This is a genomic window from Micromonospora sp. CPCC 205539 (assembly GCF_036906815.1).
GTDB lineage: Bacteria > Actinomycetota > Actinomycetes > Mycobacteriales > Micromonosporaceae > Micromonospora.
The window spans coordinates 65,755-91,972 of record NZ_JBAKHW010000008.1; the positions used below are offsets into that span (position 1 = coordinate 65,755).

Annotated in this window: 23 protein-coding genes, 1 tRNA gene and 1 pseudogene; 10 read left to right on the forward strand and 15 right to left on the reverse strand. The window is 70.7% G+C overall.

From position 1 onward, the window contains the following. The first annotated feature begins 3 nt into the window (after positions 1-3). The 4 genes from V6V47_RS09815 (at position 4) to V6V47_RS09830 (ending at position 4,029) form a co-directional block, all read left to right on the forward strand. Positions 4-492 (forward strand): MSMEG_6728 family protein, encoded by a 489-nt coding sequence (locus tag V6V47_RS09815; RefSeq protein ID WP_334627778.1) that lies wholly within the window; start codon positions 4-6, stop codon positions 490-492. 46 nt (positions 493-538) lie between these two features. Then, positions 539-2,077, forward strand: coding sequence for a hydroxysqualene dehydroxylase (locus V6V47_RS09820; RefSeq protein ID WP_334627779.1), 1,539 nt, complete (start codon positions 539-541; stop codon positions 2,075-2,077). A gap of 81 nt (positions 2,078-2,158) precedes the next feature. After that, complete coding sequence (locus V6V47_RS09825; RefSeq protein WP_334627780.1) at positions 2,159-3,373, forward strand: hypothetical protein; 1,215 nt, start codon at positions 2,159-2,161, stop codon at positions 3,371-3,373. 212 nt (positions 3,374-3,585) lie between these two features. Continuing rightward, positions 3,586-4,029, forward strand: coding sequence for an HNH endonuclease (locus V6V47_RS09830; protein ID WP_334627781.1), 444 nt, complete (start codon positions 3,586-3,588; stop codon positions 4,027-4,029). Positions 4,030-4,099: 70 nt separating this feature from the next. On the opposite strand, the gene V6V47_RS09835 is transcribed toward V6V47_RS09830, so the two are convergent. From V6V47_RS09835 to V6V47_RS09845, 3 genes are all read right to left on the reverse strand, one after another. After that, positions 4,100-5,659, reverse strand: a complete 1,560-nt coding sequence (locus V6V47_RS09835) for a serine/threonine-protein kinase (protein WP_334627782.1) — start codon at positions 5,657-5,659, stop codon at positions 4,100-4,102. A gap of 262 nt (positions 5,660-5,921) precedes the next feature. Then, on the reverse strand, positions 5,922-6,689 hold the full coding sequence (locus V6V47_RS09840) for an enoyl-CoA hydratase/isomerase family protein (protein WP_334627783.1): 768 nt from the start codon (positions 6,687-6,689) through the stop codon (positions 5,922-5,924). A 113-nt stretch (positions 6,690-6,802) separates the two neighbouring features. Continuing rightward, entirely contained in the window at positions 6,803-9,190 is a 2,388-nt protein-coding gene (locus tag V6V47_RS09845; RefSeq protein WP_334627784.1) for a M4 family metallopeptidase, read from the reverse strand. Positions 9,191-9,358: 168 nt separating this feature from the next. Between V6V47_RS09845 and V6V47_RS09850 the strand changes: the two genes are divergently transcribed. Continuing rightward, the gene (locus V6V47_RS09850) at positions 9,359-9,886 is read left to right on the forward strand and encodes a hypothetical protein (RefSeq protein ID WP_334627785.1); all 528 of its coding nucleotides are present in this window, start codon (positions 9,359-9,361) and stop codon (positions 9,884-9,886) included. 11 nt (positions 9,887-9,897) lie between these two features. On the opposite strand, the gene V6V47_RS09855 is transcribed toward V6V47_RS09850, so the two are convergent. The 3 genes from V6V47_RS09855 to V6V47_RS09865 form a co-directional block, all read right to left on the reverse strand. Next, positions 9,898-10,527: a histidine phosphatase family protein gene (locus V6V47_RS09855; protein ID WP_334627786.1), complete on the reverse strand. Its 630-nt coding sequence runs from the start codon at positions 10,525-10,527 to the stop codon at positions 9,898-9,900. 68 nt (positions 10,528-10,595) lie between these two features. Next, positions 10,596-11,015: a VOC family protein gene (locus V6V47_RS09860; RefSeq protein WP_334627787.1), complete on the reverse strand. Its 420-nt coding sequence runs from the start codon at positions 11,013-11,015 to the stop codon at positions 10,596-10,598. Positions 11,016-11,050: 35 nt separating this feature from the next. Continuing rightward, complete coding sequence (locus V6V47_RS09865) at positions 11,051-11,449, reverse strand: AraC family transcriptional regulator (protein ID WP_334627788.1); 399 nt, start codon at positions 11,447-11,449, stop codon at positions 11,051-11,053. 126 nt (positions 11,450-11,575) lie between these two features. On the opposite strand from V6V47_RS09865, the gene V6V47_RS09870 reads away from it, so the two are divergent. Continuing rightward, positions 11,576-12,589 (forward strand): toll/interleukin-1 receptor domain-containing protein, encoded by a 1,014-nt coding sequence (locus tag V6V47_RS09870; protein WP_334627789.1) that lies wholly within the window; start codon positions 11,576-11,578, stop codon positions 12,587-12,589. A gap of 48 nt (positions 12,590-12,637) precedes the next feature. Here V6V47_RS09870 and V6V47_RS09875 read toward each other — a convergent pair whose 3' ends face one another. The 4 genes from V6V47_RS09875 to V6V47_RS09890 form a co-directional block, all read right to left on the reverse strand. Further along, positions 12,638-13,537, reverse strand: coding sequence for a DUF4231 domain-containing protein (locus V6V47_RS09875; protein ID WP_334627790.1), 900 nt, complete (start codon positions 13,535-13,537; stop codon positions 12,638-12,640). A gap of 521 nt (positions 13,538-14,058) precedes the next feature. After that, the gene (locus V6V47_RS09880; RefSeq protein WP_334627791.1) at positions 14,059-14,502 is read right to left on the reverse strand and encodes a hypothetical protein; all 444 of its coding nucleotides are present in this window, start codon (positions 14,500-14,502) and stop codon (positions 14,059-14,061) included. A 163-nt stretch (positions 14,503-14,665) separates the two neighbouring features. Beyond that, positions 14,666-15,112 carry a hypothetical protein gene (locus V6V47_RS09885; RefSeq protein WP_334627792.1) on the reverse strand — a complete coding sequence of 149 codons (447 nt, stop codon included), beginning with the start codon at positions 15,110-15,112 and terminating at the stop codon, positions 14,666-14,668. Between the two features lie 250 nt (positions 15,113-15,362). Beyond that, a tRNA-Thr gene (locus tag V6V47_RS09890) sits at positions 15,363-15,439 on the reverse strand. 343 nt (positions 15,440-15,782) lie between these two features. Here V6V47_RS09890 and V6V47_RS09895 point away from each other — a divergent pair. Together V6V47_RS09895 and V6V47_RS09900 are read left to right on the forward strand one after the other, a co-directional pair. Continuing rightward, positions 15,783-16,874, forward strand: coding sequence for an ABC transporter ATP-binding protein (locus V6V47_RS09895; protein ID WP_334627793.1), 1,092 nt, complete (start codon positions 15,783-15,785; stop codon positions 16,872-16,874). A 166-nt stretch (positions 16,875-17,040) separates the two neighbouring features. After that, positions 17,041-17,646 (forward strand): hypothetical protein, encoded by a 606-nt coding sequence (locus V6V47_RS09900; RefSeq protein ID WP_334627794.1) that lies wholly within the window; start codon positions 17,041-17,043, stop codon positions 17,644-17,646. A 51-nt stretch (positions 17,647-17,697) separates the two neighbouring features. Here the strand turns inward: V6V47_RS09900 and rlmB are convergent, their stop codons facing one another. Beyond that, complete coding sequence (gene rlmB, locus V6V47_RS09905; RefSeq protein WP_334627795.1) at positions 17,698-18,828, reverse strand: 23S rRNA (guanosine(2251)-2'-O)-methyltransferase RlmB; 1,131 nt, start codon at positions 18,826-18,828, stop codon at positions 17,698-17,700. Continuing rightward, a complete protein-coding gene (cysS, locus tag V6V47_RS09910) occupies positions 18,828-20,255 on the reverse strand; it encodes a cysteine--tRNA ligase (RefSeq protein ID WP_334627796.1) in 1,428 nt (475 codons plus the stop codon). Before cysS ends, rlmB begins: the two co-directional genes overlap by 1 nt. 306 nt (positions 20,256-20,561) lie before the next feature. Here cysS and V6V47_RS09915 point away from each other — a divergent pair, with 306 nt between their 5' ends. After that, on the forward strand, positions 20,562-21,170 hold the full coding sequence (locus V6V47_RS09915; RefSeq protein ID WP_334627946.1) for a helix-turn-helix domain-containing protein: 609 nt from the start codon (positions 20,562-20,564) through the stop codon (positions 21,168-21,170). A gap of 217 nt (positions 21,171-21,387) precedes the next feature. After that, complete coding sequence (locus V6V47_RS09920) at positions 21,388-22,506, forward strand: DUF559 domain-containing protein (protein ID WP_334627797.1); 1,119 nt, start codon at positions 21,388-21,390, stop codon at positions 22,504-22,506. A gap of 174 nt (positions 22,507-22,680) precedes the next feature. Here the strand turns inward: V6V47_RS09920 and V6V47_RS09925 are convergent, their stop codons facing one another. From V6V47_RS09925 to V6V47_RS09935, 3 genes and pseudogenes are all read right to left on the reverse strand, one after another. Continuing rightward, the gene (locus V6V47_RS09925; protein WP_334627798.1) at positions 22,681-24,393 is read right to left on the reverse strand and encodes a S8 family serine peptidase; all 1,713 of its coding nucleotides are present in this window, start codon (positions 24,391-24,393) and stop codon (positions 22,681-22,683) included. A gap of 36 nt (positions 24,394-24,429) precedes the next feature. Next, positions 24,430-25,171, reverse strand: a pseudogene (locus V6V47_RS09930) (HAD family hydrolase). 12 nt (positions 25,172-25,183) lie between these two features. Continuing rightward, a complete protein-coding gene (locus V6V47_RS09935) occupies positions 25,184-26,149 on the reverse strand; it encodes an EamA family transporter (RefSeq protein WP_334627799.1) in 966 nt (321 codons plus the stop codon). Positions 26,150-26,218: the final 69 nt, after the last annotated feature.

Below are 26,218 nucleotides of genomic sequence, written 5' to 3' on the forward strand. Positions count from 1 at the left end.
GGCATGCAGACCTTCCTCCCGTACCCGGGCTTCCTGGCCAGCGCCCGCACGCTGGACCAGAAACGGCTGGGCAAGCAGCGGGTGGAGGCCATCCAGGTACTACGCGGGCTCACCTGGCCCGGGTACGGCTGGCGCAACCACCCGGCCGTGAAGATGTGGGCCGGGTACGAGGAGGCGCTCACCCGGTACGGGCTGGACATGTGCGCGGTGTGGTCCGAGCCGGGGCGGGCCGACACCTGCGCCACCACGTTGACCGTCGACCTCGCCACCGCCTGTGGGGGTGGCCCGGTGCGTACCCAGGACGAGTTGGCCGAGGCCGGTGACCTGCCACCCTGGCTGGGCCGCGACGACCTGCACCTGAGCCACCGCTCGTCCCTGCTGCGCAAGGATCCCGCGCACTACGCCCCGATCTTCGGCGAGGACGTGCCGGCGGACCTGGAGTACGTCTGGCCCGCCTCCGATCGCGCCCACCGTTGCCTACCAGCCGACTGACGCTCGGTGCGGCAGACTGGACCCTCCGTCACTCCCGGAGGTGCTCATGGCGCTGTCGCAAGTGGTGGGTCGGTTTCTCGGTGTACGCCAACACCAGGTGGACCCCGGCGGTGGTGGGGCCGACCGCGTGCCGCAACCGGTCTCGGCGGTGGTGGTGGGTGGCGGCATCGCCGGCATGTCGGCGGCGGTGGTGCTGACCGAGCGGGGTGTGACGGTGACGGTGCTGGAGGCGGCACCGACCGTGGGCGGCCGGCTCGGCGCCTGGCCGGAGGCACTCCCGGACGGCACGCAGCAGAACGAACACGGCTTCCACGCGTTCTTCCGGCAGTACTACAACTGGCGGTCCATCCTGCGCCGGGTCGACCCCGACCTGGGCTTTCTCAGGCCGATTCCGGGCTATCCGATCCTCAGTGCGCAGTGGCCGACCGAGGAGTTCGGCCGGCTGCCGCCCGCGCCGCCGGCGAACCTGCTCGCGCTGCTGCTGCGCAGCCCCAGCCTGCGCCTGGCCGACCTGCGGCGGATGGACCGGGACGCCGCGCTGCCGCTGCTCAGCTACGACCCCGTCCGCACCTACGCCGAGCTGGACGACACGACCGCCGACGATCTGCTGGCCTCGCTGCGGCTGCCGGACCGGGCCCGGGCCATGCTGTTCGAGGTCTTCTCGCACTCGTTCTTCAACCACGAGGCGGAGATGTCGGCCGCCGAGATGGTCGCGCAGTTCCATTTCTACCTGCTCGGCAACCCGGAGGGGCTGGCGTTCGACTGCCCGGACGAGGACTACGCGACGGCGATCTGGGAGCCGCTGACCCGACACGTGGAGAAGCACGGCGGCCGGGTGTCGACCGGCTCCACCGTGACCGGCGTGCATCGTGGCGCCGACGGTTGGCGGGTGACGACCGCCGACGGCAGCAGCCACGCCGCGGGCCACGTGGTGCTCGCCGTCGACCCTCCGGCCCTCGCCGCGCTCGTCAGGGCCTCCCCCGACCTGGCCGAGCAGGCGCCGGAGCTGGTGGCGCGGATGCCCGCCTTCGGCAGGCCCGGCCCGCCGTACGCGGTGGCGCGCTACTGGTGCGACGGCGACGTCGCGCCCGGACGGGCGGTGTTCAGCGGAGTGTCCCGGCAACCCACGTTGGACTCGGTGACGCTCTATCACCGGCTGGAGAACGAGTCGCGGCGCTGGGCGCGACGGACCGGCGGCTCGGTTGTCGAGCTGCACGCGTACGCCTGCGATCCCGGGGTGCCGGCCGAGGAGTTGGCCGAGCGGATGCGCCGCGAGCTGGTGGCGCTCTGGCCGGAGGCCGCTGGCCTGCGGGTCCGCGAGCTACGCGCCCGGGTGGAGGCGCAGGCACCGGCGTTCACTCCGGGCAGCCACGCCTGGCGCCCCGGCGTACGCACCGACGCCGTCGGCCTCTATCTGGCGGGGGACGGGATCGCCACGGACTTCCCGAGCGCGCTGATGGAACGCTCCGCGGCGACCGGCATCATCGCCGCGAACCACATCCTGCGCGCCGAGGGTGGCTCGGCCGAGCCGGTGCGCTCGGTCCGACCCCGGGGTCTGCTGGCCGGCCGCGGTCAACAAAACTAACAAATCACCCATAAGCGACGTTCCCTTGTCGTACGCTCGGTTGATCATCCGTCGATCGACCGGGCGGGAGGGCAGCGGGGGATGTCACCACTGCACCGCGCCGGCGACGAGCACCGTCCATTGGTCGAGGAGACCGACCGGGGCGACCCGTACCCGCTGATCCACGATGAGCGCTCCTGTGTCGTGATCGCCCTTCGACTGGGCTGGTGGATGGCGGACGCCTACCACCACGGGCAGCACGCCGATCCCGGCACCGCCACCGCTCCCGCCCGCCCGGCCGGCCCACCGGCCAAGCTCTCCAACCTCACCGAGATGTCCACCCCTCGGCGGATGCGCATGTACCTCGACGGCGTGGACGTCGCGTTGGCGCAGATCGCCGAACTCACCCGGCACGCCGGGCCACTGCCCGACTCGTCTGCCGCCCGTGGTCGACTGCCCGACCTGGACCGGCCCGGCCCGGACGAACTCGCGCCGCTGCTGCTCGCCCTCGACGACCTCAACGTGGAGGTGCTGCGCTGGGCGATGGCCACCAACCACCGGGTCGGGCTGGCCTACCGGCTGGGCCGGTCGCTGGCCGACACCGTCCGAGCCGGCGATGCCGCCCAACTGCTCCAGCGCTTCGGCGGCCGGCAGATCCAGATCAGCCGGTGGCTGGACGAGCTGGCGAGCGTGCTGCCGCCGTACTCGGCCGCCGTCGTACGTCGGTCGTTGGCCGCCTGGGCGGCGGCGGTGGATCGGGCCGGCCGGGGCGACCCGGCCGAGCCGAAACCCGCCGACCTGAGCCGGGAGCTGCGCAACCAGGGGCACCTGTGGCGCGACGTGCTCACCGGTGGCCTGCATCCGCGCGACCTGCTCGACGAGGAGGACTACGCGGTGGTCGCCCGGAATCTGATCATCCGGGACCGGCGACTGGTGGCGCAGGCGGCCCGGGGGATCTTCTGGCCGGTGCTGGTGCCGCTGCTGTTGGTGCTCTTCGCGGTGGTCGGGGTGAGCGCCGCCGCGGCCGCCGGGTCGCCGACCACCCGGGCCACCGTCGCCCTGGTGGGGCTCGGCGCCGGGCTGGCCGCCATCTGGCGATCGGTGTCCGGGCCGGCGCTGGAGATAGCTGGCGAGGTCAACCGGCCGCTGCTGGACAGCGAGCTCACCGCGCGGATGGCCGTGCGCCTGGACCGCCCGCTGGCGGCTGCCCGACAGACGGCCGGAGGAACCACCCGGACCCGCCGCCAACGCCGCCCCGACGAGCCGGAGGGGCGATCGAAATACGTTGCCCGTCTCTCCCGCGCCGACCTACCGTGATCGCGCAAGGTCAACCACCGCCGCGGGAGCAGCTCATGACGATGTCGCACGTCACCACCGTGCCATCGACGCTGCCCGGTGACGGTTGCCGAGCGGAAGGTCCCAGGGCGGGCCGGCCCGACTGACGCGTACCCGTACGCGCCGAGCCGCCCGTCCGACAGCCGGACCGGGCGGCTCTTCGCCGTCCGGCACCACTCTGGAAGGAGATCCCGGTGGACGCCGTCCTCGTCATCAACGCCGACCTCGGCCCGCTGCACCGGGTCACCGTCCAACACGCCGTCCGGATGCTCTGCCGCCGGGTCGCCGAGATCCACGAGGCCGAGCCGGACCAGGTGATCGGGGTCTTCCCGATGCCCCGGGTCGTACGGCTGGTCCGCTACGTGGTCACCCGGTGGCGGTTCAGCTCCGGGCCGGCCTGGTCCCGCGCGGGAGTGCTGCGCCGCGACGACCGGTGCTGCGCGTACTGCGGCGGCCCGGCGTCGACCATCGACCACGTCCTGCCCCGCTCGCGCGGTGGCCGGAACACCTGGCGGAACACCACCGCCGCCTGCTACGGCTGCAACCAGCGCAAGGGCGACCGGACGCCGGCCGAGGCGGGCATGCCGCTGCGCCGCGAGCCGGTGAACCCGGGCTGGGCGGCGCTCGCCGGGTCGTGACGGGCCGGCCGGCGGGAACGGGGGGCCGCGCTGGGGGTACGCCCCCCGGCGCGGCACCCGCCGGCCCCGGTCAGTTGGCGCGCTCCTTGACCTTCGGCTTTGGGCGGCCGCTGGGACAGCTCACCCGAATCTGGCTGCTGTGCTCGTTCGAGACCAGTACGACCTCGACCCGCTTCGCCGGGCCCGGGTCGTACGCCTCGGCCCGGAACCCGGATGCGGGTGCCACCGCCAGCACCTCAGCCGACCCACCGACGCAGCGGACGGTGACCGTCCCACCGCGAGCCCTCACCGGAATCCCCGACGCCGGGCTCGGCGCAGGCTGAGGGGTGGACGCAACCCCGGCGGAGGGCTGTCCGGTGCTGCTCGCCGACGGGTTCGGAGCACGCGTACCCACCGGACCGGCCGGACTGGTCCGGGCGCTGGGCGGACTGCCGCTGGCCGGGGCGGCGGTGGGCCGAGGGGTCACCTCGCTCGGATCGGCGGCCAGCGGCAGCCCCACGGTGGTGGTGCCGCCCGACCCGATGCCGGTCCTCGACAAGCCCGCTTCCTGCCGCCGGTTGCTGAAGTCGCCGAGCGAGCCGGCCATCGCCACCACGGCGACCACCGCGCCGCCGACCGCCAGCACCGCCCGCCGCCTGTGCTGACGCCAAGACCGCCTTCGGGTACGACCCGGCACCGCGCCCACGTGTCCAGCGGCGTTGGTGGAGTTGGCGGCGTTGGTGGCCTTCGCGGTCGATCTGTCGCTGGTGGTCGGGCCGCCCGCGATGAGCAGGATTCGGGCCGCTTCGGCAGCCGGTGGGCGGTCGGCGGGGTCCCGGGCCAGACACCAGCGGTAGAGCCGGTGGACCTCGGCGGGCACTCCGTCGATGGCCGGCAGCAGGTTCGGGTCGGTGGGTGTGTCCGGATGGGTACGCGAGTGCGGATCGGTGCGCGGGTGCGGGTGCGGGTGCGGACCGTCGGTGTGCGGTTGCGGGCCTTGCGGCGCGGCCTGCGCCTCGGCACTCTGTGGCAACCGACCGGTGAGGACGGTGTGCATGAGCAGGCCGAGGGCGTACACGTCGCTGGCCGGCAGCACCTCGCCGGCCGCCAGCCGTTCCGGGGCGAGGTAGGCCGGCGTACCCAGCAGTCGCCCCTCAAAGTCGATCTCCGAGTCGCCGACGACCGCCGCGATGCCGAAGTCGAGCACCTTCGCCCCGGTGGGGGTGAGCATCACGTTGCCCGGCTTGATGTCGCGGTGCACCAGGCCCTGGGCGTGCGCGGCCGTGAGCGCGGCGGCCACCTCGGCACAGACCCGCAGGCCGGCGCGCGGGGACAGCGGGCCTGCGGCCAGCCGTTGTTCGAGGGTGTGGCCGCCGAGCAGCTCCATCACCACGAACGGCACCGGTGCGCCGTCGAGCGGCGATTCGCCATAGTCGTAGACGCTGGTGACGTGCGGGTGCGACAGCTTCGCCGCCGCCTTGGCCTCGGCCCGGATCCGTTGTCGAGCGTTGACGTCCGAGGTGACGAGCACCTTGACCGCGACGTCCCGTTCGAGCACCTCGTCGTACGCCCGGTGGACCGCGGACATGCCGCCACTGCCGAGGCGTTCCAAGAGCCGGTAGCGGCCCGCAAGCAACTGATCACGCAGCACGACGGACAGCCTGCCGCACGGACCCCGCCGGGCACTAGTCGGGCATCGAACTATTCCGATACACCACCGATTTTCGGTCCGTCAACTCTGCCACGTTGTCGTACTAGCGAAAGTGACCCGAGTTGCGAGGGCGATTGAGCGCCAGCCGGCGCGCAAACCCCATGAATCGTCAGCCCACTTGATCGACGCGATATCGCCGAACTCGCGGCATCCAGCAGTCGGCGATACCCCGATCTCGGCGATCTCGTGTCGATCATGGCGGTCAGTCGCCGGACGGTGGCCGCCAGGCGAAGCGGGGCAGTCGGCGCTCGGTCATCGCCGCCACCCCTTCCCGGGCTTCGCCGCTGGTCGACACCTTCTGGTGCCACCACGCGAGCCGGGCCGGCCCGGCACGGTCGTCGACGATCTCCTTGGCGGCCGCGATGCTCAACGGCGAACGCTGCGCGATCGTCGCGGTGAGGTCGTCGACGCGCGCGGCGAGCCGGTCACCTGGCAGGACCTCGTCGACCAGGCCGATCCGCAGGGCGCGCTCGGCGTCGATCAGATCGGCGGTGAAGAGCAGATGCTTGGCAGCGGACGGACCGACCAGCCGGGCCAGCCGGCGGGTGGTCGGTGCCGGGTAGACCAGCCCGAGCCGCGCCGGGGGTACGCCGAACCGGGCGTCGTCGGTGGCGATCCGCAGGTCGCAGGCGACCGCGAGCTGGGAACCGCCCCCGACGCAGGCGCCCCGGATCGCCGCCACGGTCGGCTTGGCGAAGCGGGCCAGTCGCTCCTCGGCAGCCACCGCGATGCTCGCGTCACCAGCGTCCAACAGCTCGGCGAGGTCGCCCAGGTCGGCACCGGCGCAGAAGGCGTCGCCCGCTCCGGTGAGCACCAGCGCCCGCACGTCGGGGTCTGGCTCCAGCCGGTCCAGCAGCTCGGGAAGCTGTCGCCACATGGCAGCGGTCATCGCGTTGCGGCGGGCTGGGTTGTGGATCACCACGGTCGCCACCGGTCCGGTCACCTCGACGGTCAACTCCGCGTCCGACACGTCCGTCCCTCCCCCTGCAAGCCGGCGATGCCACCGATGCGGCGACCATAACGGCGCGGGCCCGACGACCACCCGTGAGGGTGGCCGCCGGGCCGGTGCGGCGCTCGGTCAGGTCAGGAGACGTTGACCGCGGTGTCGTCGACCACGAAGGACGTCTGCAGCGAGGAGTCCTCGGTGCCGGTGAACTTCAGGGTGACGGTCTGGCCGGCGTACGCGGCCAGCGAGAAGGTCCGCTGGGTGTAGCCGGCGGCCTTGTTCAGGTTCGAGTAGGTCGCCAGCGTGGCCAGCACGGTCCCGCCCGAGTTCAGCACCTGCACGTTCAGCTTGTCGTACTGGACGCTGGTGGTGGTCTCGGCCGAGTCGATGTGCAGCCAGAAGCTGAGCTGGTACGACGAGCAACCCGACGGCAGGCTCACCGACTGGGCGAGCGTGTCGGTGTGGGTGCTGCCGTAGCCGTCCAGCCACGCCTTGTACGACCCGGTGCGGGCGGGCTGGCCGCTGTCGGTGGTGATCACGCCCGAGCTGGCGGTCCAGCCGGTCGCGCCGGATTCGAAGCCCGGGTTGGCCAGCTTCTGGCCCGGTGACGTGCAGCCGCCGCCGCTGCCGTTCACGGTCAGCGTGTAGGTCGCGCTCCGGGTGACCGAACCCACGCCGTTCACGGTGACCGAGTAGGTGCCCGGCGGAGTGCTCGCCGAGGTGCTGATGGTGAGGGTGGACGAGCCGCCCGAGGTCACCGAGGCGGGGCTGAACGAGGCGGTCGCCCCGCTCGGCAGGCCGGACGCGGAGAACGTCACGGTCTGCGCCGAGCCGCTGGTGGTCGCGGTCGACACGGTGGTCGACGCCGAGGAACCCGGGTTGACCGAGCCGGCGGTCGGCGAGAGCGCCACCGAGAAGTCGTTGCCGGTCGAGCAGGGCGCGTCGTTGCCGGCCACGTTCACCGCCGTCCAGGCGGCCTGCACGGTCTTGTACTCGGTCGAGCAGCTGCCGTACAGGTCGGTGGCCGCCCGCAGGCTGTAGGCCCGCGCGGTGTTCGCCGGGTTGCTGGTGTTGACGTACGAGGTGTTGGAGGTGAAGTAGACGTCCAGCGCCCGGTACCAGATCTTCTCCGCCTTGGCCCGGCCGATGCCGGTCACCGCGGGGGCGGAGCCGCAGACCGGCGAGGTGCCGTACGCGGTGGAGCCGGTGCCCTCGGCCAGGTTGAAGTAGAAGTGGTTGGCCACGCCGGAGGAGTAGTGCACGTCCTTGTTCTTGGTGCCGGTGGACCAGCAGCTGTCGGACGAGCCGTCCAGCGACGGGTTGTACATGTAGCGCAGCGGCGTACCGTTGCCGTTGATGTTGATCTTCTCGCCGACCTGGTAGTCACCCGGGTCGCTCGGCGCGGCGGCGTAGAACTCCATCATGTTGCCGAAGATGTCGCTGGTGGCCTCGTTGAGGCCGCCGGACTCACCGGAGTAGACCAGGCCGGACAGCGCCTCGGTGACGCCGTGGCTCATCTCGTGCCCGGCCACGTCCAGCGAGACCAGCGGGCGGGAGTTGCTCGACCCGTCGCCGTAGGTCATCTGGGCACCGTCCCAGAACGCGTTGACGTAGTTGTTGCCGTAGTGCACCCGGCTCGGCACGCCCTGGCCGTTGCCGAAGATGCCGTTGCGGCCGTGCACGTTCTTGAAGTAGTCGAACGTCTTGGCGGCACCGAAGTGGGCGTCCACGGCGGCGGACTGCCGGTTGGAGTTGGCGCCGTTGCCCCACGCGTTGTCGGCGTCGGTGAAGGTGGTGCAGGTGGACGTGCCGTTGTTCATGTCGCAGGTACGGCCGTTGCCGTGCGACGGGTCGATCATCTGGTAGGTGCTACCGGAGAGCGTCGTGTCGATGCTGACCGTGCCGGTGTAGATGCCCTGGCCGCTGCCGACCACCGACTCGATCTCGTCGAACGATCCGACGGCCGCGCCGGTGGTGGCATCGGTGATCACGTGCAGCCGGGACGGGGTCTGCCCGTCGGGCTGCCAGCCGCTGACCACGGTCTCCCAGGCCAGCCGGCCCTGACCGGAGCTGGCGTCGACGAACAGCTCCGGGGCGCCCACCGCCTCGGCCTTGCCGGTGAACCCGGCGCGAGCGGTCTTCTTCGCCGCCGCGGCCGAGATCTTGGCCGTGGTGCCGAGGGTCAGCGGTGCGGCCAGACCGACCGAGCTGCCGGCGTAGGTGCCGTTCGGCGCGGCGTGGATGACGAAGTCACCGCCGTACACCCGCAGCCCGTGATAGGTCCGGGTGTAGCGGGTGTGTGTGGCACCCGTGGCGTCCACCTTGGTGCTGTACACCTGGTAGGACTCGGCGTTCGAACCCTGGACGGCGCCGGGGTTCGTTCGTAGGACGGTCGCTGCCTGGGCCGCGGCGGAGGCATCCGGCGCGGGGGCGGTGGGCGGAGCCGCGTGCGCCGCGGTGGCGACGCAGGTCAGCAGGCCGCTGGTGAGCAGCGCTGCGCTGACAGCGGCGATGGTTCGTTTCACGTGCCCTCCTGGAAGGGAAGAGGTTGTGACGGGGGTAGTCACGCATGTAGATATAGCGATGTGTTGGGGAAAAGAGAAGCCTTGGACCGCTCCCAGACATCGACAGTGGCCGTTCGGATGATGGATGCAACCAGGGAACCGGCCGCTGGACCCGCGCGTCGGAGCGGCATGAGACCCGCCTCGACAACCGGCGTCCTGACTACGCTGCTGGTCGCCGTCCTGGCCGGCTGTACCAGCGCCGACCCGGCCGGCACCGCCCCCGCCACCAGCTCTTCGTCACCGCCGACCAGCGCCCCCACCACCCCGGGCGCCCCCGCTCCGACCGTCCCGCTCCCCGGCGCCACCAGCAACACCGCCGGCCCGGTGGCGCTCACCCGCACCGGCGGCTTCGCCGGCCGCGGCGACCGGGTGACCGTCGAACCCGACGGTCAGTGGACCGCGGTGGACCGGGCGGGCAGCCGCCGTACCGGCCGCCTCAGCTCGGCCGACCTCGGCCGGCTACGTGGGCTGACCGCCGACCCACGGCTGGCCGCCGAGGCGCGCCGCACGACCACCCCGACCGGCTGCGCGGACGTGTTCACCTATCGGGTGACCGTCGGCACCCTCGAGACCGGGTACACCGACTGCCCGACCGACGAGGCGCCGCCCCCGGCCACCCGGGCGCTGGTCGAGCTCCTCCTGCGGGCCACGGTCTGACCGGCGGGCGCTCAGACCAGGTAGTCCGAGGGCAGGCCGGTGCCACGCAGCTCCACCGGCAGGTGCGCCACGTCGTTGAACGCGATCAGGTTGGGCGGCCCGGCCGACCCGTACCGGATGACGGTCAGTCCCGTGTTGTGCTGATTCAAGCCCAGCCACCGCCGCTCCGGCGCGTCCAGGGCGTGCCGGACCAGCCAGGCGATCAGGTAGTTGTGCGTCACGACCAGTTCGCGGACCGGCTCGGCCTCCTCGGCTCCATCGTCGACCGGGCCAGTGAACTCCCCCACCGCCGCCGCCGTCACCCGTGGCCCGTCGGCCCGCTCGACCGCCGAGAAGCCGGCGAGGAACTCGGCGTACCGCGGCGGCAGGCCGGCCGGATCCGTGTCGTGTGGGAGGTGGTCGCCGGCCAACTCCGTCCCGTACACCGGGACTCCGGGCAGCGACGCCGCGACCAGCTCGGCGGTCTCCGCGGCCCGGCGTAACGGGCTGTGGTGCACGGCGGCGAACGGCCGACCCCGCAACCGCTCGCCGAGCAGCCGGGCCTGCCGCCGACCCCGCTCGGACAGGCCAGCCTCCGGCGACTCCATCGCCGCGCTCTCCTGCTCGCCGTGCCGGGTCAGGTACAAGATCCGGGTCGTCATGCCCCCAGCCCATCACGACGGGAGGCGCAGAGTCGACCCCCACGCCTCCCGTCGATCGGCCGCGCCCCTCAGGCCCGCGGGAACATCTGGCCGATGCGAATCCTGTTGCCGAACGGGTCCCGAATGCCGAAGTCGATCCCGTACGGGCGCTCCATCGGCTCGTCGGTGATCTCGACACCCTTGGCCACCAAGCCCTCGTACGTCTTGTGGGCGTCGTCGGTCGTCATGAAGAGGGAGCCGCCCAGCGCGCCCTTGGTGAGCAGTTCCCGCACCTGCTCGGCCGTGGCCGGGTCCATCGCTGGCGGACCCGGCTTCTCCAACAGGATCTCGCGCTCCGGGTCGCCGGGCAGGTTCACCGTCAGCCAGCGCATGAAGCCGAGATCCTGGTCGGTGTTCAGCTCCATGCCGAGCTTGTTCACGTAGAAGTCGAGCGCCTCGTCCTGGTCGAGGACGTAGATCTGAGAGCGGCTGATCGCGTTCATCGTCATGGGAATCACGCTAGACGCCGACCCTGACCTGCTGCTTATCCAAAACTGCTGGGTCTCGTCCAGGATTTGGTGAAGCAGGACGGCACGTTGGTCGGCACCGCCCGGCGGCGGAAATCCGTCGGCGACTCCCCGACGATCTGCCGGAACGTCCGGCTGAACGTGCCCAGGCTGCTGAAGCCGACCGCGAAGCAGATGTCGGTCACCTCCCGCTGAGTCTCGACCAGCAACGACATCGCCCGCTCCACCCGCCGCCGCTGCAGGTAGCGGTGCGGGGTCTCGCCGAAGGTGGCCCGGAAGGTCCGGATGAAGTGCGCCTCGGAGACGTGCGCGATCCGGGCCAGCGCCGGAATGTCCAGCGGATCGGCGTACGCCCGGTCCATCGCGTCCCGGGCACGCAGCATCGCCCGGTTCGATTCCTCCACGGCACGACTCATCGGCTCGCGTACACACCCGCTCTGTCGGACGGGCCGACCGCCCGTACTCGTGGTCGCCGCCCAGCATACGGCCGGTGCCCGCGGTCTCCTCTCGCAGATGATCGACCGAAGCGGCACAGTGGACCGGTGCGGGCAGCCACGGGACCCAGCGCGAGGGCGCAGATATTCATCAGCCACGCCGGTTGTGACCGGGACTGGGCGGAGTGGGTCGGCTGGGAGCTGCAGAATGCCGGCTATCGGGTCGAATTGGGTCTCTGGGACTGGGAGGTGGGCGAGAACATCATTGTCAAGATCCGGGATGCGCTGCAGCGCTGCGATCTGATGATCGCTCTGTTCTCCGAGGGGTATTTCGACGCCGAGAGGCACACCACGGTCGAATGGTCTGCCCTGTTGCACGACAGGCAGGCCTCCCAGCCGCTGATCCTGCCCCTACGGGTGGAGATGGTCACCCCGCCCCGCATCCTCGCCGCGCTGTTGTGCGAGGACCTGTTCGATGTGCCGGAGGTCGAGGCCCGCAGACGTCTGCTGAACGTGGTCCGGGGCAAGCGCCGACCGAATAGCCGCCCTCAGTTTCCTGGGAGCGGTGGCGACTGTCGCGTCCAGCAGCCGCAGGACAAGCCGCCAAGGTCCTTGCCGGACGCCCAGCACGGGGCTGCGTGGGTGCCGAACGACGTTGAGCGTGCCGCAGCCTGGGAGCTACACGTCGAGCTGATCACTCGAGTGACAGCGGTTCCGCTGCAACACGGACTCCTTCGCGAGGCGTTATCGAGCATGTACTCATTGTTCGGCAGCTTTCGCGAGATCCTCCGGCGGTACGGCCCGGACCTGGCGGCATCCACGAACGACAGCGATTTCAACCTTGGCTATTCCGTCGTCACGATGCTCAACTACGGCATTCGGCCCGTCCTGTCGTACTGGCACCCTGAGCTGGAGGCATGGGAGGACCTACGCAGCGCCGGCGCCTCACGGTTGGAGCACGAGCGTCGGTGGCACCGCGCCGACGAGTTGCGGGCCAGGCTAGCCCTGACCCGCGAGCAGTTGTCCGAATACGCCAGCCTCCTCGCCAACGCAACCGGCACCCGCGACCTGTACGCGGCACCCGCTGAGCCGTACCTGCTGCCACCGACCGGTCTGAAATAGGCCTCAACTTTGGTCGCGCCCCAGGCGAGCACATGGGCAAGGCTCGACTCACGCTCTCCTTCTGGCGAGCCAGGAGGTGTGTTCCCGAGAGATCGCCTGTTCTGCGTCATCGACGAACCGCGACCAGGCCAACTCGTCCTCGTCGACCTGCCGATCCCCCATCGTACGAACCAGTGCGATTTCCCTAGCCGCGAGTGCGTACGATTCAGACAGATTCTGATGGTCTTTTGTCTGCACCCAAGCGCTTATCCCGGCCGCGATTGCGGCGGCAACCCCGAGCAGATCCACCTCGGCGATGCCGAAGGCTTTGATCATCCCCAGCAGAGCTCCGGCGAGCTGGAAGGAAATCGCTGCGGCGAACCACCGCTTCACACGTGCCCGGTTACTGATGGCCCTGTCTGAATACCATTGGATCTGACCGTCCAGACGCTCGTGCAGATAGGTGGCGCGACGCACCGAAAGAGGCTGGTCACGAAGCAACGTCATCTGCTCCGTGACTTGACTGCCACTGACAACAGCCCTCAACTCGGTCGTCTTCATCGCTTCCACCACTTCCCGCAGACGCAGGAGAAGCAGTTGGGTGGCCCCCTGACCATTGGACAGGCCGAAGATCCCCCCGCCTACGCTGTACTGCCAGCACAACGTCTTAATCGACTCGGCCGCAGCGCGACCTTCGTACCAGGTGCGCTCCGGTCTCGTCACCAGGAAGAAGATGGTGACGCCGATACCGACCAGGAACGCAACGCCGGCAACAGCCCCGCCTGCATCGAATTCACGGCCACCTATTGACAGGTCCACGTTCGTGGCACCGCCCACAGCCGCGATCAGGGCTACCAACAAGCCGGCACCCGTGAGCCGCACGTAGCTGTCCTGACCGCTTCTCGAGGCTCCCCTCGCGTCAGCAAGCAGGCTCGGGAAGCCCTTCTCCAAGGTCATCTCAACAGCCATTTGTCTACACCTGAACCGCAGGGCCTTCGAACGAGGATCGGGCCTTCCTTGGTGACGAAAGAAGGTGCATATCTCCTCATACAGACCCCTCGATCTCGATCGTCTCGGCAGCATAGCCACTCTAAGACTGGTGCGCCACGCATTGACCGAACGCAGACAGCGCTCCGCTGAACCGCATATCGAATTCGTGCACGCCGTGTTGCACGACGAGCGGCAGCGAGGGCTATCCGTCGGGCCGGACGCACAAGCTCCTTGCTGACATAGCCGGCTACCAGCCTCACGCACTCTGCGCCGTCGCGACCACGTTGACCTCGGGGCGCTGGGCTCATCGGCCTTCGCTGTGCCGGCCTCACCGAGGCGAGGGGCCCTACGGCACGTCCTGGCTCACTGCTAACGGGTCAGGGCGCGCATCTCGCTTCACACCGGCGTCCCATCACATGCTTGACATGATCGGCGAGACGCAAGCGGCCCGCCCTCAGGTTCGAGTCGAGCCCGGCCGTGGATGTCGTCGCGTTCCAGCGCTACAGGCGGCTGGCTTGGTGTTCAAGGAAGTCTCGCGCGTCTGCTTGGGCCTCGGGCGACGCCGCCGCATGCCTGGTCGCCAGTCGCAGCAGCTCAAGCCAATTGGAGGTGTCGGAAGGGCCGGTGTTGAGTAGCCGGTTGGCCATCCAGACGGTCAACGGGGTCGGCTTGCGGAGCAACGATTCGGCGAGCAGCGGAGGGTAGCCGCGCCACGCCTCCAGGGCGTGCACGATCGGACCTGGACTGCCCAGGTCAGCGTCGTCGAGGCGCTCCATGAGCGAGTAGAGCAGCGGTGCCCAGCGCTCCGGGTCGTCCCGCTCGACCAGCTCGGCACAGATCGCCTGTAGCCGCCCGGCGCCGTCGGCGTCGATGTTCATCGGGTCGAAGTCGAGCAGCGTAAGCCCCTCCAGCTCGGCGGCAATCCGAGTCAGGCTCCGGCTCATGCTCAAAGCCTACGGCCATCGCTGACTGGTCCCTGCACACCCCGCGCCTAGCCCAGCTGCCACCGACCGTGACCACGCCGAACGAGCAATCAAGGCCCGGCTGTCGTGTATCTGCTGGGACGAAACGTGAAGCATCAGGTGGGACCAGGCACTCGGAGCCGGCTCACTGACGCGGCTCACGCTCCGGGCAGTCGGTGTACAGCCAGGTTGCCGCAAGGTCCTGGCTCGTCACGATCAGCCTTCCGGAGAGACAGACGATTTCGTGTTGGCACCCGTGTTCGTGCGGCAGCACTTCGTCCAGCATCATGTCCCGGAGTTGGGCCACGTTCAGCCCTTGGTCGGCCGGCTCAATCGTCAGGCTCTGCACGCCGCTGTAGCGGATCGTCAGGTCTTCCTCGTGCTTCCAACAGTTGTGCCGCAGGTACAACTCAAGCCAGCGGCTTCCGTCCGTCTCACCGGACGTCAGTCGCGCGGGGCTCAGGTTCTTGACGCACCGCTGACCGAAAAAGTCGTAGTGGCCGGGGTCCGTAGCGAACCTGCGTGCTCCCTCGGGCAACGAGTCAGCAAGTGACGGCAACTGCCGTAGGTATGTCTCGGGGTCCAGAGCCATGCCGTGGCTGGTCCGCTCAACGCTGACATACCTCACTGCCGCGCCCCCTCCGATCCCGCCAACCGCAGCTCTGGCAGGCGAGGAGCATCATCGCACCTACTGCGGAACGAAGGGGAGATCGTTTAGCCGGACGTCTCGCCCACGTCCCGAGACTGATCTGTCACGCAGGTCCCGAGACCCGACATCGCCGGCAGCCCGGCCGCTCCCCGGCCGGCTCACGGCAGGGCCGGGCGGGAACCGCCTGGTGAATTGGAGCCCCCGGCCGGGATCGAACCGGCGACATCTCGCTTACAAGGCGAGTGCTCTGGCCAGCTGAGCTACAGGGGCGCGTGCGCCGGGGTCAGCATAGCGACTGACATCCGAATATCCCGCTCGCGAGGGCTCCCGAGCACGGGAAACGTCAACAACCCGACGCCCGCGCATCCTGCGGCGCGTCGATTGATGCCCGACCGTGCCCGGGTGCCCGTATTGCGTAGGAGTTGTTCCGGATCCAGATCATCCTCGCCTTGGCAGTACGCGAAAACCCGTTTACGGTGCAGTGACACGGACGATAGACCGGCCGCCCCTCCGCGACCGACCCCCGTCCGCTGACCGGCACGGCCTCCGTGCCGGTCGCTCCTTCACTCGGATCGTCCGGCACGTTCCTGCCGGTGAAAGGAAGCGCTTCACCATGGCTACGGTCACTTACTCCAAGGCGTCCCGGGTCTACCCGGGCCAGGAGCGTCCCGCTGTCAACGAACTGGACCTCGAGATCGGCGACGGCGAGTTCCTCGTCCTGGTCGGCCCCTCCGGTTGTGGCAAGTCCACCAGCCTGCGGATGCTCGCCGGGCTGGAGGACGTTGACGCCGGCTCGATCTACATCGACCAGCGTGACGTCACCCACCTCCCTCCGAAGGCCCGCGACATCGCGATGGTCTTCCAGAACTACGCTCTCTACCCGCACATGACGGTGTACGAGAACATGGCGTTCGCCCTCAAGCTGCGCAAGACCTCCAAGTCGGAGATCGACCGGCGGGTCAAGGAGGCGGCTGGTCTGCTTCAGCTCGAGGAGTACCTGGGCCGCAAGCCGAAGGCGCTCTCCGGTGGTCAGCGCCAGCGTGTCGCGATGGGCCGGGCGATCGTCCGCGAGCCGCAGGTCTTCCTCATGGACGAGCCGCTGTCGAACCTCGACGCCAAGCTGCGCGTGCAGACCCGTACCCAGATCGCGTCGCTCCAGGCCAAGCTGGGCGTCACCACGGTCTACGTCACGCACGACCAGGTCGAGGCCATGACCATGGGTCACCGGGTCGCGGTGCTGCTCGACGGCGTTCTCCAGCAGGTGGACACTCCGCGGGCGCTCTACGACACCCCGGCCAACGTCTTCGTCGCCGGCTTCATGGGCTCCCCCGCCATGAACATCAAGACCGTCGCGCTGAACGACAGCGGCGCCGAGTTCGCCGAGCTGCAGGTCCCGCTGACCCGCGAGCAGGTCGAGGCGGCCCGCGCCGAGGGCGGCGACGGCAAGGTGACCGTGGGCTTCCGCCCGGAGGACTGCGACCTGGTCAGCCCGACCGAGGGCGGCATGCCGGTCGTGGTCGAGCTGGTCGAGGACCTCGGCTCGGACGCCAACGTCTACGGGCACGCCGCGCTGGGCGGCAACTCGGAGCGCTTCGTCGTCCGCACCGACCGGCGCAGCATGCCGAACATGGGTGACACGGTGTTCGTCAAGCCGCGTACCGGCCGCAGCCACGTCTTCCACGCCACCACCGGCACCCGGATCTGACGTACGCCTCACCGACAGGGGCGGTCCGCTTCGGCGGGCCGCCCCTGTCGTCGTACCCCGGCGGGTGTATCACCCTGCGGAGCCAGCGCGAAGGTGGCTCTCCGGGGTGACTCGGCACGGCAGGCCGCGCTCGTATGGTCGCGGTGACCCGAACCGAGGAGACGCCGTGCCAGCCGTTATCGCCACTCCCGCCCACTCCGCCGCCCAGTCGACGGGTCGTTCGCTGCCGCACCGGATGGGTCGCCTGGCCGGCCGCAGCCTCGCCTACTGCGCGACGCTGATCCCGGTCGCCCTGCTCGCGCTGGTAACGGCCCCGGTGGGCGGGGCCGGTGCGGCCGCCGCCCGTTGGCGGGCCCTGCGCACCGGTCTGCTCGGGGCCGCACCGACCGCTACGCCCAGCCGGCGACCCGGTCCGGTCGCGGTGCTCGTCCACGCGGTGCTCAGCCTGCTGCTCGGTGCGGCGGCCCTGCTGCCGCTCGGCATCCAACTGCTGCTGGTGCTGCGGGGCGTGCTGTACGGGTTTGTCGAGCCCGGTCCGTACGACCACTCCTGGGGTGGTCCGACCCTAGCCGGCGCGTGGGTGGCGCACTTCCTCATCGGCCTGCCCTTCGCCGCCGTCGCGCTGGCCGCCCTGGTCGGCCTCGCGGCCATCCACCAGCGGCTGACCCGGAGTCTCGACGGGGAGCGGCGCGCCCTCTGGCTGATCCCGTCCGTGCTGCTGATCGCGCTGGCCGGTGCGCTGCTCTTCGTCGCCTGGACCCATCAGATCTAGACACACGACGAGGCCCCCTCCCGGAGCCGGGAAGGGGCCTCGTCGACGTGTTTACAGCTCGACGGCGCGCCGGCGGGCGACCTCGGCCAGGGTGACCGCGGCGGCCACGCTGGCGTTGAGCGACTCGACCTCAGAGATCATCGGGATGCTGACGGTCAGGTCGCAGGTCTCGCCGACCAGCCGGGACAGCCCGCGCCCCTCGGAACCCACCACCACGACCAACGGGCCGACCGCGGCGTCGAGGTTGTAGAGGTCCGTGTCACCGTCGGCGTCCAGCCCGACCACCATGAAGCCGGCGTCGCGGCACGCCTTGAGCGAGCGGGTCAGGTTGGTGACCTGGGCCACCGGCACCCGCGCCGCCGCGCCAGCGCTGGTCCGCCAGGCGGTCGCGGTGATTCCGGCGGCACGCCGCTCGGGTACGAAGACACCCTGCGCGCCGAAGGCCGCGGCCGACCGGATCACCGCGCCGAGGTTACGGGGGTCGGTGACCCCGTCCAGCGCGACCAGCAGCGGGGCCGGCTGCTCCAGCGCCGCGGTGACCATGTCCTCGAAGGGCTGGTACGCGAATGGCGGCACCTGGAGCCCGACGCCCTGGTGCAGCACCCCGCCGGTCATCCGGTCCAGCTCGGCCCGGCTGATCTCCAGGTTGGCGATGCCCCGGTCGGCGGCGGTCCGGATGATCTCGTTGATCCGGTCATCCATGTCGATGCCCTGGGCGGTGTAGAGCGCCGTCGCCGGGACGTGGGCGCGCAGCGCCTCCAGCACCGGGTTGCGCCCGACCAGCAGCTCCGGGGTGTCCTTGCTCGGGTTGGACTTGCGCCCCGGCGCGACCCGGGGGCCGGACCGCCCGGTGGGCTTGCCGCCCCGACCGCCGGTGGCACCCCGGCCGACCGGTACGCCACGACCGCCGCCCTTGCCCCAGGTGGTGTCCTTGCTGCCCGGCTGACCGATCTTCGGGGAGCGCCCCTCCTCGGCCGCCGCACGGCGCTCCTTGTCCTGCTTCCAGGCGGTGCGCTGAGGCAGCTTCTCGGTGCCCGAGTAGCCCTTGTGCCAGGGCCGCTCGTCGGCGGGCAGGGTGCGCCCGCGCCCGGCCAACGAGTCCTTGTTCTTGCCGCCGGTGCCCTTGGGGGCGCCCGCCTTCGACGTCAGTCGCCGGCCACGGCGCTGCGAGTTGCCGGCCATCAGTCCTGCTCTCCAATAGTCCAACGGGGCCCCTGGGGGGTGTCCTCGACCGCCACGCCGGCCAGCTTGAGCTGGTCGCGTACCGCATCGGCGGCAGCCCAGTCCTTACGGACCCTGGCCTGCGCGCGCTGCTCCAGCGCCAACGCGACCAGAGAATCCACCACGGCACGCAGATCGTCCGAACTGCCGTCACCGGCCCAGGCCGGGTCGAGGGGGTCGATCCCGAGGATATCCAGCATCGCCCGCACCGCGGCCAGCGTGGTGCGGACGGTCACATCGTCGCCGATACTCAGCGCGGTGTTGCCGTCCCGGATCTCTTGTTGCAGCACGGCCAGCGCGGCGGAGGTGTTGAGGTCGTCGTCCATCGCCGCGACGAAGCCCGCCGGAAGCTCACCGAGCTGCCCACCGGGCTGCCCGTCGTCGACCCGCTCGGTCGCCCGCTGCACGAAACCCTCGATCCGGCGGTACGCCGTGGCCGCCTCCCGCAGCGAGTCCTCCGAGTAGTCGATCACGGAGCGGTAGTGCGCGGCGGCGTAGTAGTAGCGCAGCTCCACCGGCCGCACCCCGAGCGAATCCACGTACGTCAGGTCCAGCGCATTGCCGGCGGACTTGCCCATCTTGGCCCCGCCGATGCTGAGCAGGCCGTGATGCACCCAGAAGCGGGCGAACGGCAGCCCGGCCGCCTGGGACTGGGCGATCTCGTTCTCGTGGTGCGGGAAGGTCAGATCCAGACCGCCGCCGTGGATGTCGAACTCCGGGCCGAGGTACCGCCAGCACATCGCCGAGCACTCGATGTGCCAACCCGGTCGACCCAGCCCCCACGGGGATGGCCAGTAGGCGTCGGCCGGCTCGTCCGGCTTGGCGCCCTTCCAGAGGGCGAAGTCACGCGGATCCCGCTTGCCCCGGTCGGGGGCGTCGCCCGCCGACTGCATCGCGTCCGGGGACTGACCGGAGAGCGACCCGTACGTCGGCCAGGACGCCACGTCGAAGTAGACGTCACCCGAGCCGTCGGTGGCCGGGTAGGCGTGCCCGTCGGCGATCAGCTTCGTGATCAGCTCGTGCATCTCCGGGATGTGCCCGGTCGCGCGGGGCTCGTAGGTGGGCGCCAACACGTTCAGCGCCCGGTACGACTCGGCGAGGATCAGCTCGTTGGCGTACGCGATGGACCAGAACGGGCGGCCCTGCTCGCCCGCCTTGACCAGGATCTTGTCGTCGATGTCCGTCACGTTGCGGATGAAGGTGACCTCGTAACCGGCGGCCAGCAGCCACCGACGCAGCACGTCATAGTTGACGCCGGAGCGAAGGTGACCGATGTGCGGCGGGGCCTGAAGGGTGAGACCACACAGGTAGACCCCCACCTTGCCGGCTTCCCGCGGGACGAAGTCCCGCACCGATCGGGTGGCAGTGTCATACAGGCGTAGCGTCACCGTATAAGGGTAGCCGTCCGCGCCTGTCCGGGTCCGCCGGTGCCGGGTCGTACGCTGCCAGGCGTGGATGCGACCGCACGCCCCGGTGAGCCGGTGGTCCGCTCGAGCGCCGCCGTTCGGCCCGACGCGGCCACCGCCTCCCCTGCCGCGCGTCCGGACCGCGCCGACCCGGACCCCGACCGGGCCGACACGGTCCAGGCCGGCGGGGGCGGTGGCCGGGTCGACGCGGGCGGCCATCGAGCTGACGCGGCCGGCACGGTTCGGGTCGACGCGGGTGGCGGTCGGGCCGGAGAGACGGCGCAGACGCTGGACCGGGGTCTACGGCTGCTGCACCTGGTCGCCGACGCGCCGGGCGGTCTGACCGTCACCGAGGTGGCGCACCGGCTCGGTATCGGGCGAGCTGCCGTCTATCGGCTGCTGAGCCCCTTGATCGGGCACGGGATGCTGCGCCGCGACGGCGGCGGCCGGCTGCGGCTCGGCGCGGGCGTGCTGCACCTGGCCCGACGCGCCCAACCGCTGCTCGCCGAGGCAGCGCTGCCCGCGCTGCGCCGGCTCGCCGAGCAGGCTGGCGCGACCGCGCACCTGACCGTGGTCGAGGGCGGCGAGGGCGTCGCCTTGGCAGTGGTCGAGCCGAGCTGGACGTCGTTCCACGTCGCTTACCGGACCGGGGCTCGGCATCCGCTGGATCGGGGAGCGGCGGGCCGGGCCATCCTGGCCGGCCGCGTCGGCGTGGCGGACCCGGTGAGCAGCAGCGGGGAGTTGCAGTCCGGGGCGTACGGGGTCGCCGCGCCGGTGCTGGGCGTACCCGGATTGGAGGCCAGCGTCGGTGTCGTCGCGCTCGCACCGCTGGACACCGACACGGTCGGCTCCCAGGTCCTGGCCGCCGCCACGGCCATCGCCGCCGCCCTCCGCTGACACCCACCGGCGTGATCTGGTTTTGATCAACTCGGCTTCATGGAACTCGCGGTGTCTCAGCGTCCGTGACCACCCGACATCCAGGACTGCGAGTGGATCACCGCCATAGCACGGCAGGCGCGGCAAATCGCGGTTGTCCACAGGCGGTCACGGGGCGCCGGGGCCGGTTGTCCACAGGGGTTTCGGCGGTCGGTCGGCGGACGGCACGCTGCTCGGCATGCCGCCACGTCCGCACCGACCCGACGCCCTGACCTGGCAGGTCTTCCGCGGTTCCGCCGCGATCCGCGACAACCTGCTCACCGAGCACCAGCTGCGCAGTGCCGCGTGGGTTCGGCTACGCCACGACGTCTACGCCGATGCGCGGCTGGACCGGGACCATGCCCTCGCCTGTCGTGCCGTCCTCCTACGGCTACCGCCCGGCGTGGAGATCGCCGGCCCGTCGGCCGCCTACCTGCACGGCGTCGAGCATGCCGCCACCTTCACCGACGACGTGCACGTCCTGGTGCCACCCACACTGCGGATCGGCGCGCAGCGTGGCCTGCGCGTGCACGTAGGTCTATTCACCCCACCCCCAGAGGCGCCGCCCCGACCAGCGGGACAACCCGGATGCTGGGATACGGCAACCTCGACCAGGGCACCCGCTAGCGGTCCGAAGTCACCGGGCACAGCCGGCCGAGACTCGACCACCTCCGCCACCACACCCGGCGGACCAAGGCCAATGGGCGCGGCCGGCCGAAGTGCGGTGGTCGTGGCGGCGCGTGGGATGGACACCGTTCTACCCGGAGTGCCGGCCAGCCAGGCGGGCGGCCACCTACCCCGGACCGATCCCGGCCAGGCTGCTTGGGAGACCGCCGTCTGGCTGGAGCCGGTACGAGCGGTCGCGATCGTCGACTCGCTGCTCGGGCAGGGGTTGGTCGATCGCGGCACGCTGGCCGAGGTGTCCGCCCGCAACGCGGACCGAGCCGGTGGGCGCCGGGCGCGCTGGGTGTTCGAGTTGGCTGATCCGGGGGCCCAGTCTCCGCCGGAGTCGCACCTCCGGGTGCGGCTGGTGCTCGGCGGGCTACCCCGTCCGGTCGTACAGCACGCCGTCCGCCTGTCCAACGGCCTCGTCCTCCATCCGGACCTGGCGTGGCCCGAGTACCGGGTGGCTGTCGAGTACGACGGGCAGTGGCACGCCGACGCCGAGCACCTTCACCGCGACCGCCGTCGGCTCAATCAGCTTGTCGGCGCAGGTTGGCTGGTGCTGCACGTGACCAGCAAGCGCCTGCACACCGAGTTTCCGGCAGTGCTCGGCGAAGTTCGCACCGCGCTGGCCGCCCGAGGCTGGCGTCGATGATCCTCCCGGCCCTGATCATCTCGACTTCCTGGAAACCGCGCCTTCCACCCGCCGTTCACACCCCGCTTTCAAGGAACCCGAGTTGATCAAGCGAGCACGCGCGCCCCACGAGCGCGATCCGGAGACGGCGAAGGGACCCGGTCGACCTCGTCGACCGGGCCCCTTCGCGTTGCCCTACGGTTGGGCGTTCGGCTTGAGCGGGGTCTTCACCGCCGCGTACGCGTCGACGATCCCGTACCCGTAGAAGCCGTTGAAGTTGACCCCACCGGCGCAGTACGCGTCGTAGGTCTCGTCCCGGCCCTCGTTGCGGTACTGCTGCAGCCGCGGCTCCGGGCAGGCGTGCTCGGCGGCCGTCCGGTACAGGTGCTGCTCGACCAGGTCCGGTGACATGCCGAAGCCGCCCCGGCGCTCAGCCTTGCCGTACCGGCTCACGATCAGCGCGGCGACGCCGGCGGCGTGCGGGGACGCCATCGAGGTGCCCTGCAGGTAGGTGTAGTAGCCGCACTCACCGTTGGTCTTGCACTCCTTGAAGACGAGCGTGGCCACCCGGGGGTCGATGTTGCCGTCGGCGTCCACCCGGGGATCCGGGATGGTGGCGGAGATCGGCTCCTCCTGGAGCACCTTCAGGGGGTAGGTGGAGAGGATCCGGTTACCCGGGCTGTTGTACGTCGGGGTCCCGAAGCCATCCCGGGCGAAGCCACCCGGCGCGGCCACCGAGATCTGCTCGGTGCCGTAGTTGGAGAAGTCCGCCTTCTTGCCGGACGGGCCCACCGACGACACACCGATCACGTGCGGGCCCTCGGCCGGCAGGTCCCAGCAACTGTTGTTGTCGATCGGCCGGTCGTACGGGTCGGCGCCGTAGTCCGGGCTGCTGACGTCCGTTCGCGGGGCGCCCAGGTCCTCGTTGTTGTTGCCGAGCGCGCCGACCAGGGTGACGCCCTTGTTGTGGGCGAAGGTCAGCGCCCGCTTCATCGCCTTGATGATGGCCCGCTGCTCGGCCTGCGCCGAGGGGGAGTCGGCCGGGTTCGCGGTGCAGTTGTAGAGCCACGGGTCGACGTAGAACGACATGTTGACCACGTCGATCCCGGACCGCCCGGCGTAGACCAGGGCGTTGACCACGGGGTTGAGGAAGAAGTAGCCGGAGTCCTGGCCACCCTTCAGCTCGACGAGCGAGACGTTCGGTGCGACGCCGGAGAGGCCGAACCGGTTGGCCGCGGCGCCGATGGTGCCGGCGACGTGGGTGCCGTGCCCGCCATCGTCGGTGCCGACCGGGTCGAGGCAGCTCGGCACCTCGCACGGGCCGTCCACATCGGTCAGATCCGGCGCGAAGTTGCGCGACAGCGCCCAGTTGAAGTTCGGGGCGATGTCCGGGTGGCTGCCGTCGACGCCGGTGTCCAGCACGCCGACCGTCACCCGGCGGTCACCGGGCTCGATCTTGCGGGCCTGGTCGGCCCGGAGCATCTTGAGACCCCAGAGCTTCTCGTCGAGTGGGTCCAGCTTCGCACCTCGCTCGGCGGTGGCGCCGGCCTTCGCCGTGGTGGTCGCCAGCACCTGCTCCTGCTCGACCCGGTCCAGCTTCGGCTTGCGACCGATGGCCTTCTGCTCCGCAGCGCCGATCAGCGCCGGCGCGGCGGTCGCCCGGGCCGCGAAATCCGCCCGGTCACTGCTGACCTGGAACATGCCGACCTCGTCGGACCGGGACACCACGGTGCCTCCGGCCGCCTGGATGGCGGCAACCGCCGCGTCGGCGGCGACGCCGTCCTCGGCGACGACGGTGAAGGTGCGGACGCTGGTCGGCGCCGCCGTTGCCGGCACACCCAGACCTGTCGCCGTAAGTGCCAGCACCGCTGCGGTTGCGACGGTGCCAACGGTGAAGCGTTTGCTCACCACATCGAATCCTCTCGTTGAGGGACGTGGCAGCCATCAGACAACAGCCGCAGGGTTTACGCCAGGTGAACGTCCGTTATGGCGGTGAATCTCGCCTTCATCCGTCGAGGCCGATCAGCACAGCGGGCAGATCGGTCATGGTCGACGCCTCGGCGTCCGGTGCGCCTTCGGCGGGGCGGGGCAGCGCGTGCCGGTTCAACCACACCGACCGCAGGCCGGCCCGGCGTGGCGCCACCACGTCGTGCTCCCACGAGTCGCCGACGTACACGATCTGACCGGCGGGCACGCCGGCCGCCTCGATGACCGCCGTGTAGAACTCCGGGGCCGGTTTCTTGGGTAGGCCGTTCTCGTGCGCGTACACCTCGAAGGTGAATTCGCCGGCGAGCCCGCAGCGTTCGGCGCGGCTGTTGCCGTTGGTGGCGAGACCGAGGGTGTACCGGCGGCGCAGCGCGGCCAGCGCCGGCGGCACGTCGGGGAACGGTCGGGTGAGCGCGAAGCGGCGGGCGAAGAAGAGGGTGGCGAGCTCATCGAGGTGGGCGCCCAGCCCGGCGCGTGCCAGCGACCGGGCCAGCGCGGCCCGGCGGATCTCCGTCACGGGCGCGGCGCTCAACTCACCGAAGACCGCGCCCCAGTCCGACTCCAGTTCGGCGAGGGACACCTCGGCCGCCGCCGGCGTGAGACGTCGCATCTCGTCGAGGACGGCCACCAGCCCACCGGTCACCGCCGGGCGCAGGTCGAGCAGGGTCTCGTCGGCGTCGAACACCACGGTGGTCAGCACGGCCCTACTGTCTCACCGGCCCTTGGCCGCGAGCGCAGGGACGGCCACCGGTGCCTCCAGCGAGGGCCGCGACCCTCGTAGCTCGTCGAGGCGGACCAGGGCCACCCCGGCGACGATCAGCGCGCCGCCGAACAGCTGCCACGCGGTGGGCAGCTCGTCCAGGAGCAGCCAGGCGATCAGCACCGCGAAGAGCACCTCGGTCAGCCCGACGAACGACGACAGCCGAGGGCCGAGGATCCGGTTGCCGGCGATCCCGGACAGGTACGCGATCACGGCGGCGACCAGGGAGAGCCCGGCGATGGGCAGCAGCCAGCTCGTGCGTTGCCCCGCGAAGGTCACCTCGCCGAAGGTCGCCCGCAGCGGCAGCAGAGACGTGAACCCGGCGAGGAGCAGCACGACCGCACCGACGGCCATCCCGCCGCTGGCCATCGCGACCGAGGGCAGCCGGGGGTCGACCTGACCGGCGAGCACGAAGTAGCCGGCCAGACCGATCGCTGCGCCCAGCCCCCAGAGCACGCCCACCGGATCGAGGCTGGTGCTGCCGGTGAGATCCAGCACGAACACCAGGCCGACCAGGGCGGCAGCCGAACCGGCCACGGTGAGCCGGCGCGGGCGCTGCCCGTGCAACAGCCACATCCAGCCCACGACGAGGATGACGCCCAGGTACTCCAGCAGCAGCGCGACGCCGACCGGCAGATAGCGCAGGGCGTTGAAGAAGCAGACCTGGGCCAGCGCCACACCGAGCAGCCCGAACATCCCGATCGGGAGGGTGTTCCGCCGCAGCACGGCCCACCTGCCGCGGAGCGACAGCACGGCGGGGATCGCCAGCACCAGGGCGGCCACGGAGATTCTGGCGATCACCGCGGCCTCGGCCGACCAGCCGGCCTCGATGAGCGACCGTGCGAAGGTGCCCGAGGTGGCGAACGTGACCGCGGAGAGCAGCGCCAGCCCGGCGCCGGCGGCGGGGCGTGATTCCATGCGAGGCTCCTCGGATCAGCAACGGTGTCATGAGCAAACTATCCTTGTGCCCATGACGCTAGGCGCGCC

Bases quoted from the DNA above. Each gene is read 5' to 3' on its own strand.
- V6V47_RS09815 (WP_334627778.1), top strand. From the start codon at position 4: ATGCAGACCTTCCTCCCGTACCCGGGCTTCCTGGCCAGCGCCCGCACG.
- V6V47_RS09895 (WP_334627793.1), top strand. From the start codon at position 15,783: ATGGCTACGGTCACTTACTCCAAGGCGTCCCGGGTCTACCCGGGCCAG.
- V6V47_RS09825 (WP_334627780.1), top strand. From the start codon at position 2,159: ATGTCACCACTGCACCGCGCCGGCGACGAGCACCGTCCATTGGTCGAG.
- V6V47_RS09865 (WP_334627788.1), bottom strand. From the start codon at position 11,449: ATGAGTCGTGCCGTGGAGGAATCGAACCGGGCGATGCTGCGTGCCCGG.
- V6V47_RS09860 (WP_334627787.1), bottom strand. From the start codon at position 11,015: ATGACGATGAACGCGATCAGCCGCTCTCAGATCTACGTCCTCGACCAG.
- V6V47_RS09820 (WP_334627779.1), top strand. From the start codon at position 539: ATGGCGCTGTCGCAAGTGGTGGGTCGGTTTCTCGGTGTACGCCAACAC.
- V6V47_RS09880 (WP_334627791.1), bottom strand. From the start codon at position 14,502: ATGAGCCGGAGCCTGACTCGGATTGCCGCCGAGCTGGAGGGGCTTACG.
- V6V47_RS09935 (WP_334627799.1), bottom strand. From the start codon at position 26,149: ATGGAATCACGCCCCGCCGCCGGCGCCGGGCTGGCGCTGCTCTCCGCG.
- V6V47_RS09885 (WP_334627792.1), bottom strand. From the start codon at position 15,112: ATGGCTCTGGACCCCGAGACATACCTACGGCAGTTGCCGTCACTTGCT.
- V6V47_RS09855 (WP_334627786.1), bottom strand. From the start codon at position 10,527: ATGACGACCCGGATCTTGTACCTGACCCGGCACGGCGAGCAGGAGAGC.
- rlmB (WP_334627795.1), bottom strand. From the start codon at position 18,828: ATGGCCGGCAACTCGCAGCGCCGTGGCCGGCGACTGACGTCGAAGGCG.
- V6V47_RS09875 (WP_334627790.1), bottom strand. From the start codon at position 13,537: ATGGCTGTTGAGATGACCTTGGAGAAGGGCTTCCCGAGCCTGCTTGCT.
- V6V47_RS09920 (WP_334627797.1), top strand. From the start codon at position 21,388: ATGCCGCCACGTCCGCACCGACCCGACGCCCTGACCTGGCAGGTCTTC.
- V6V47_RS09850 (WP_334627785.1), top strand. From the start codon at position 9,359: ATGAGACCCGCCTCGACAACCGGCGTCCTGACTACGCTGCTGGTCGCC.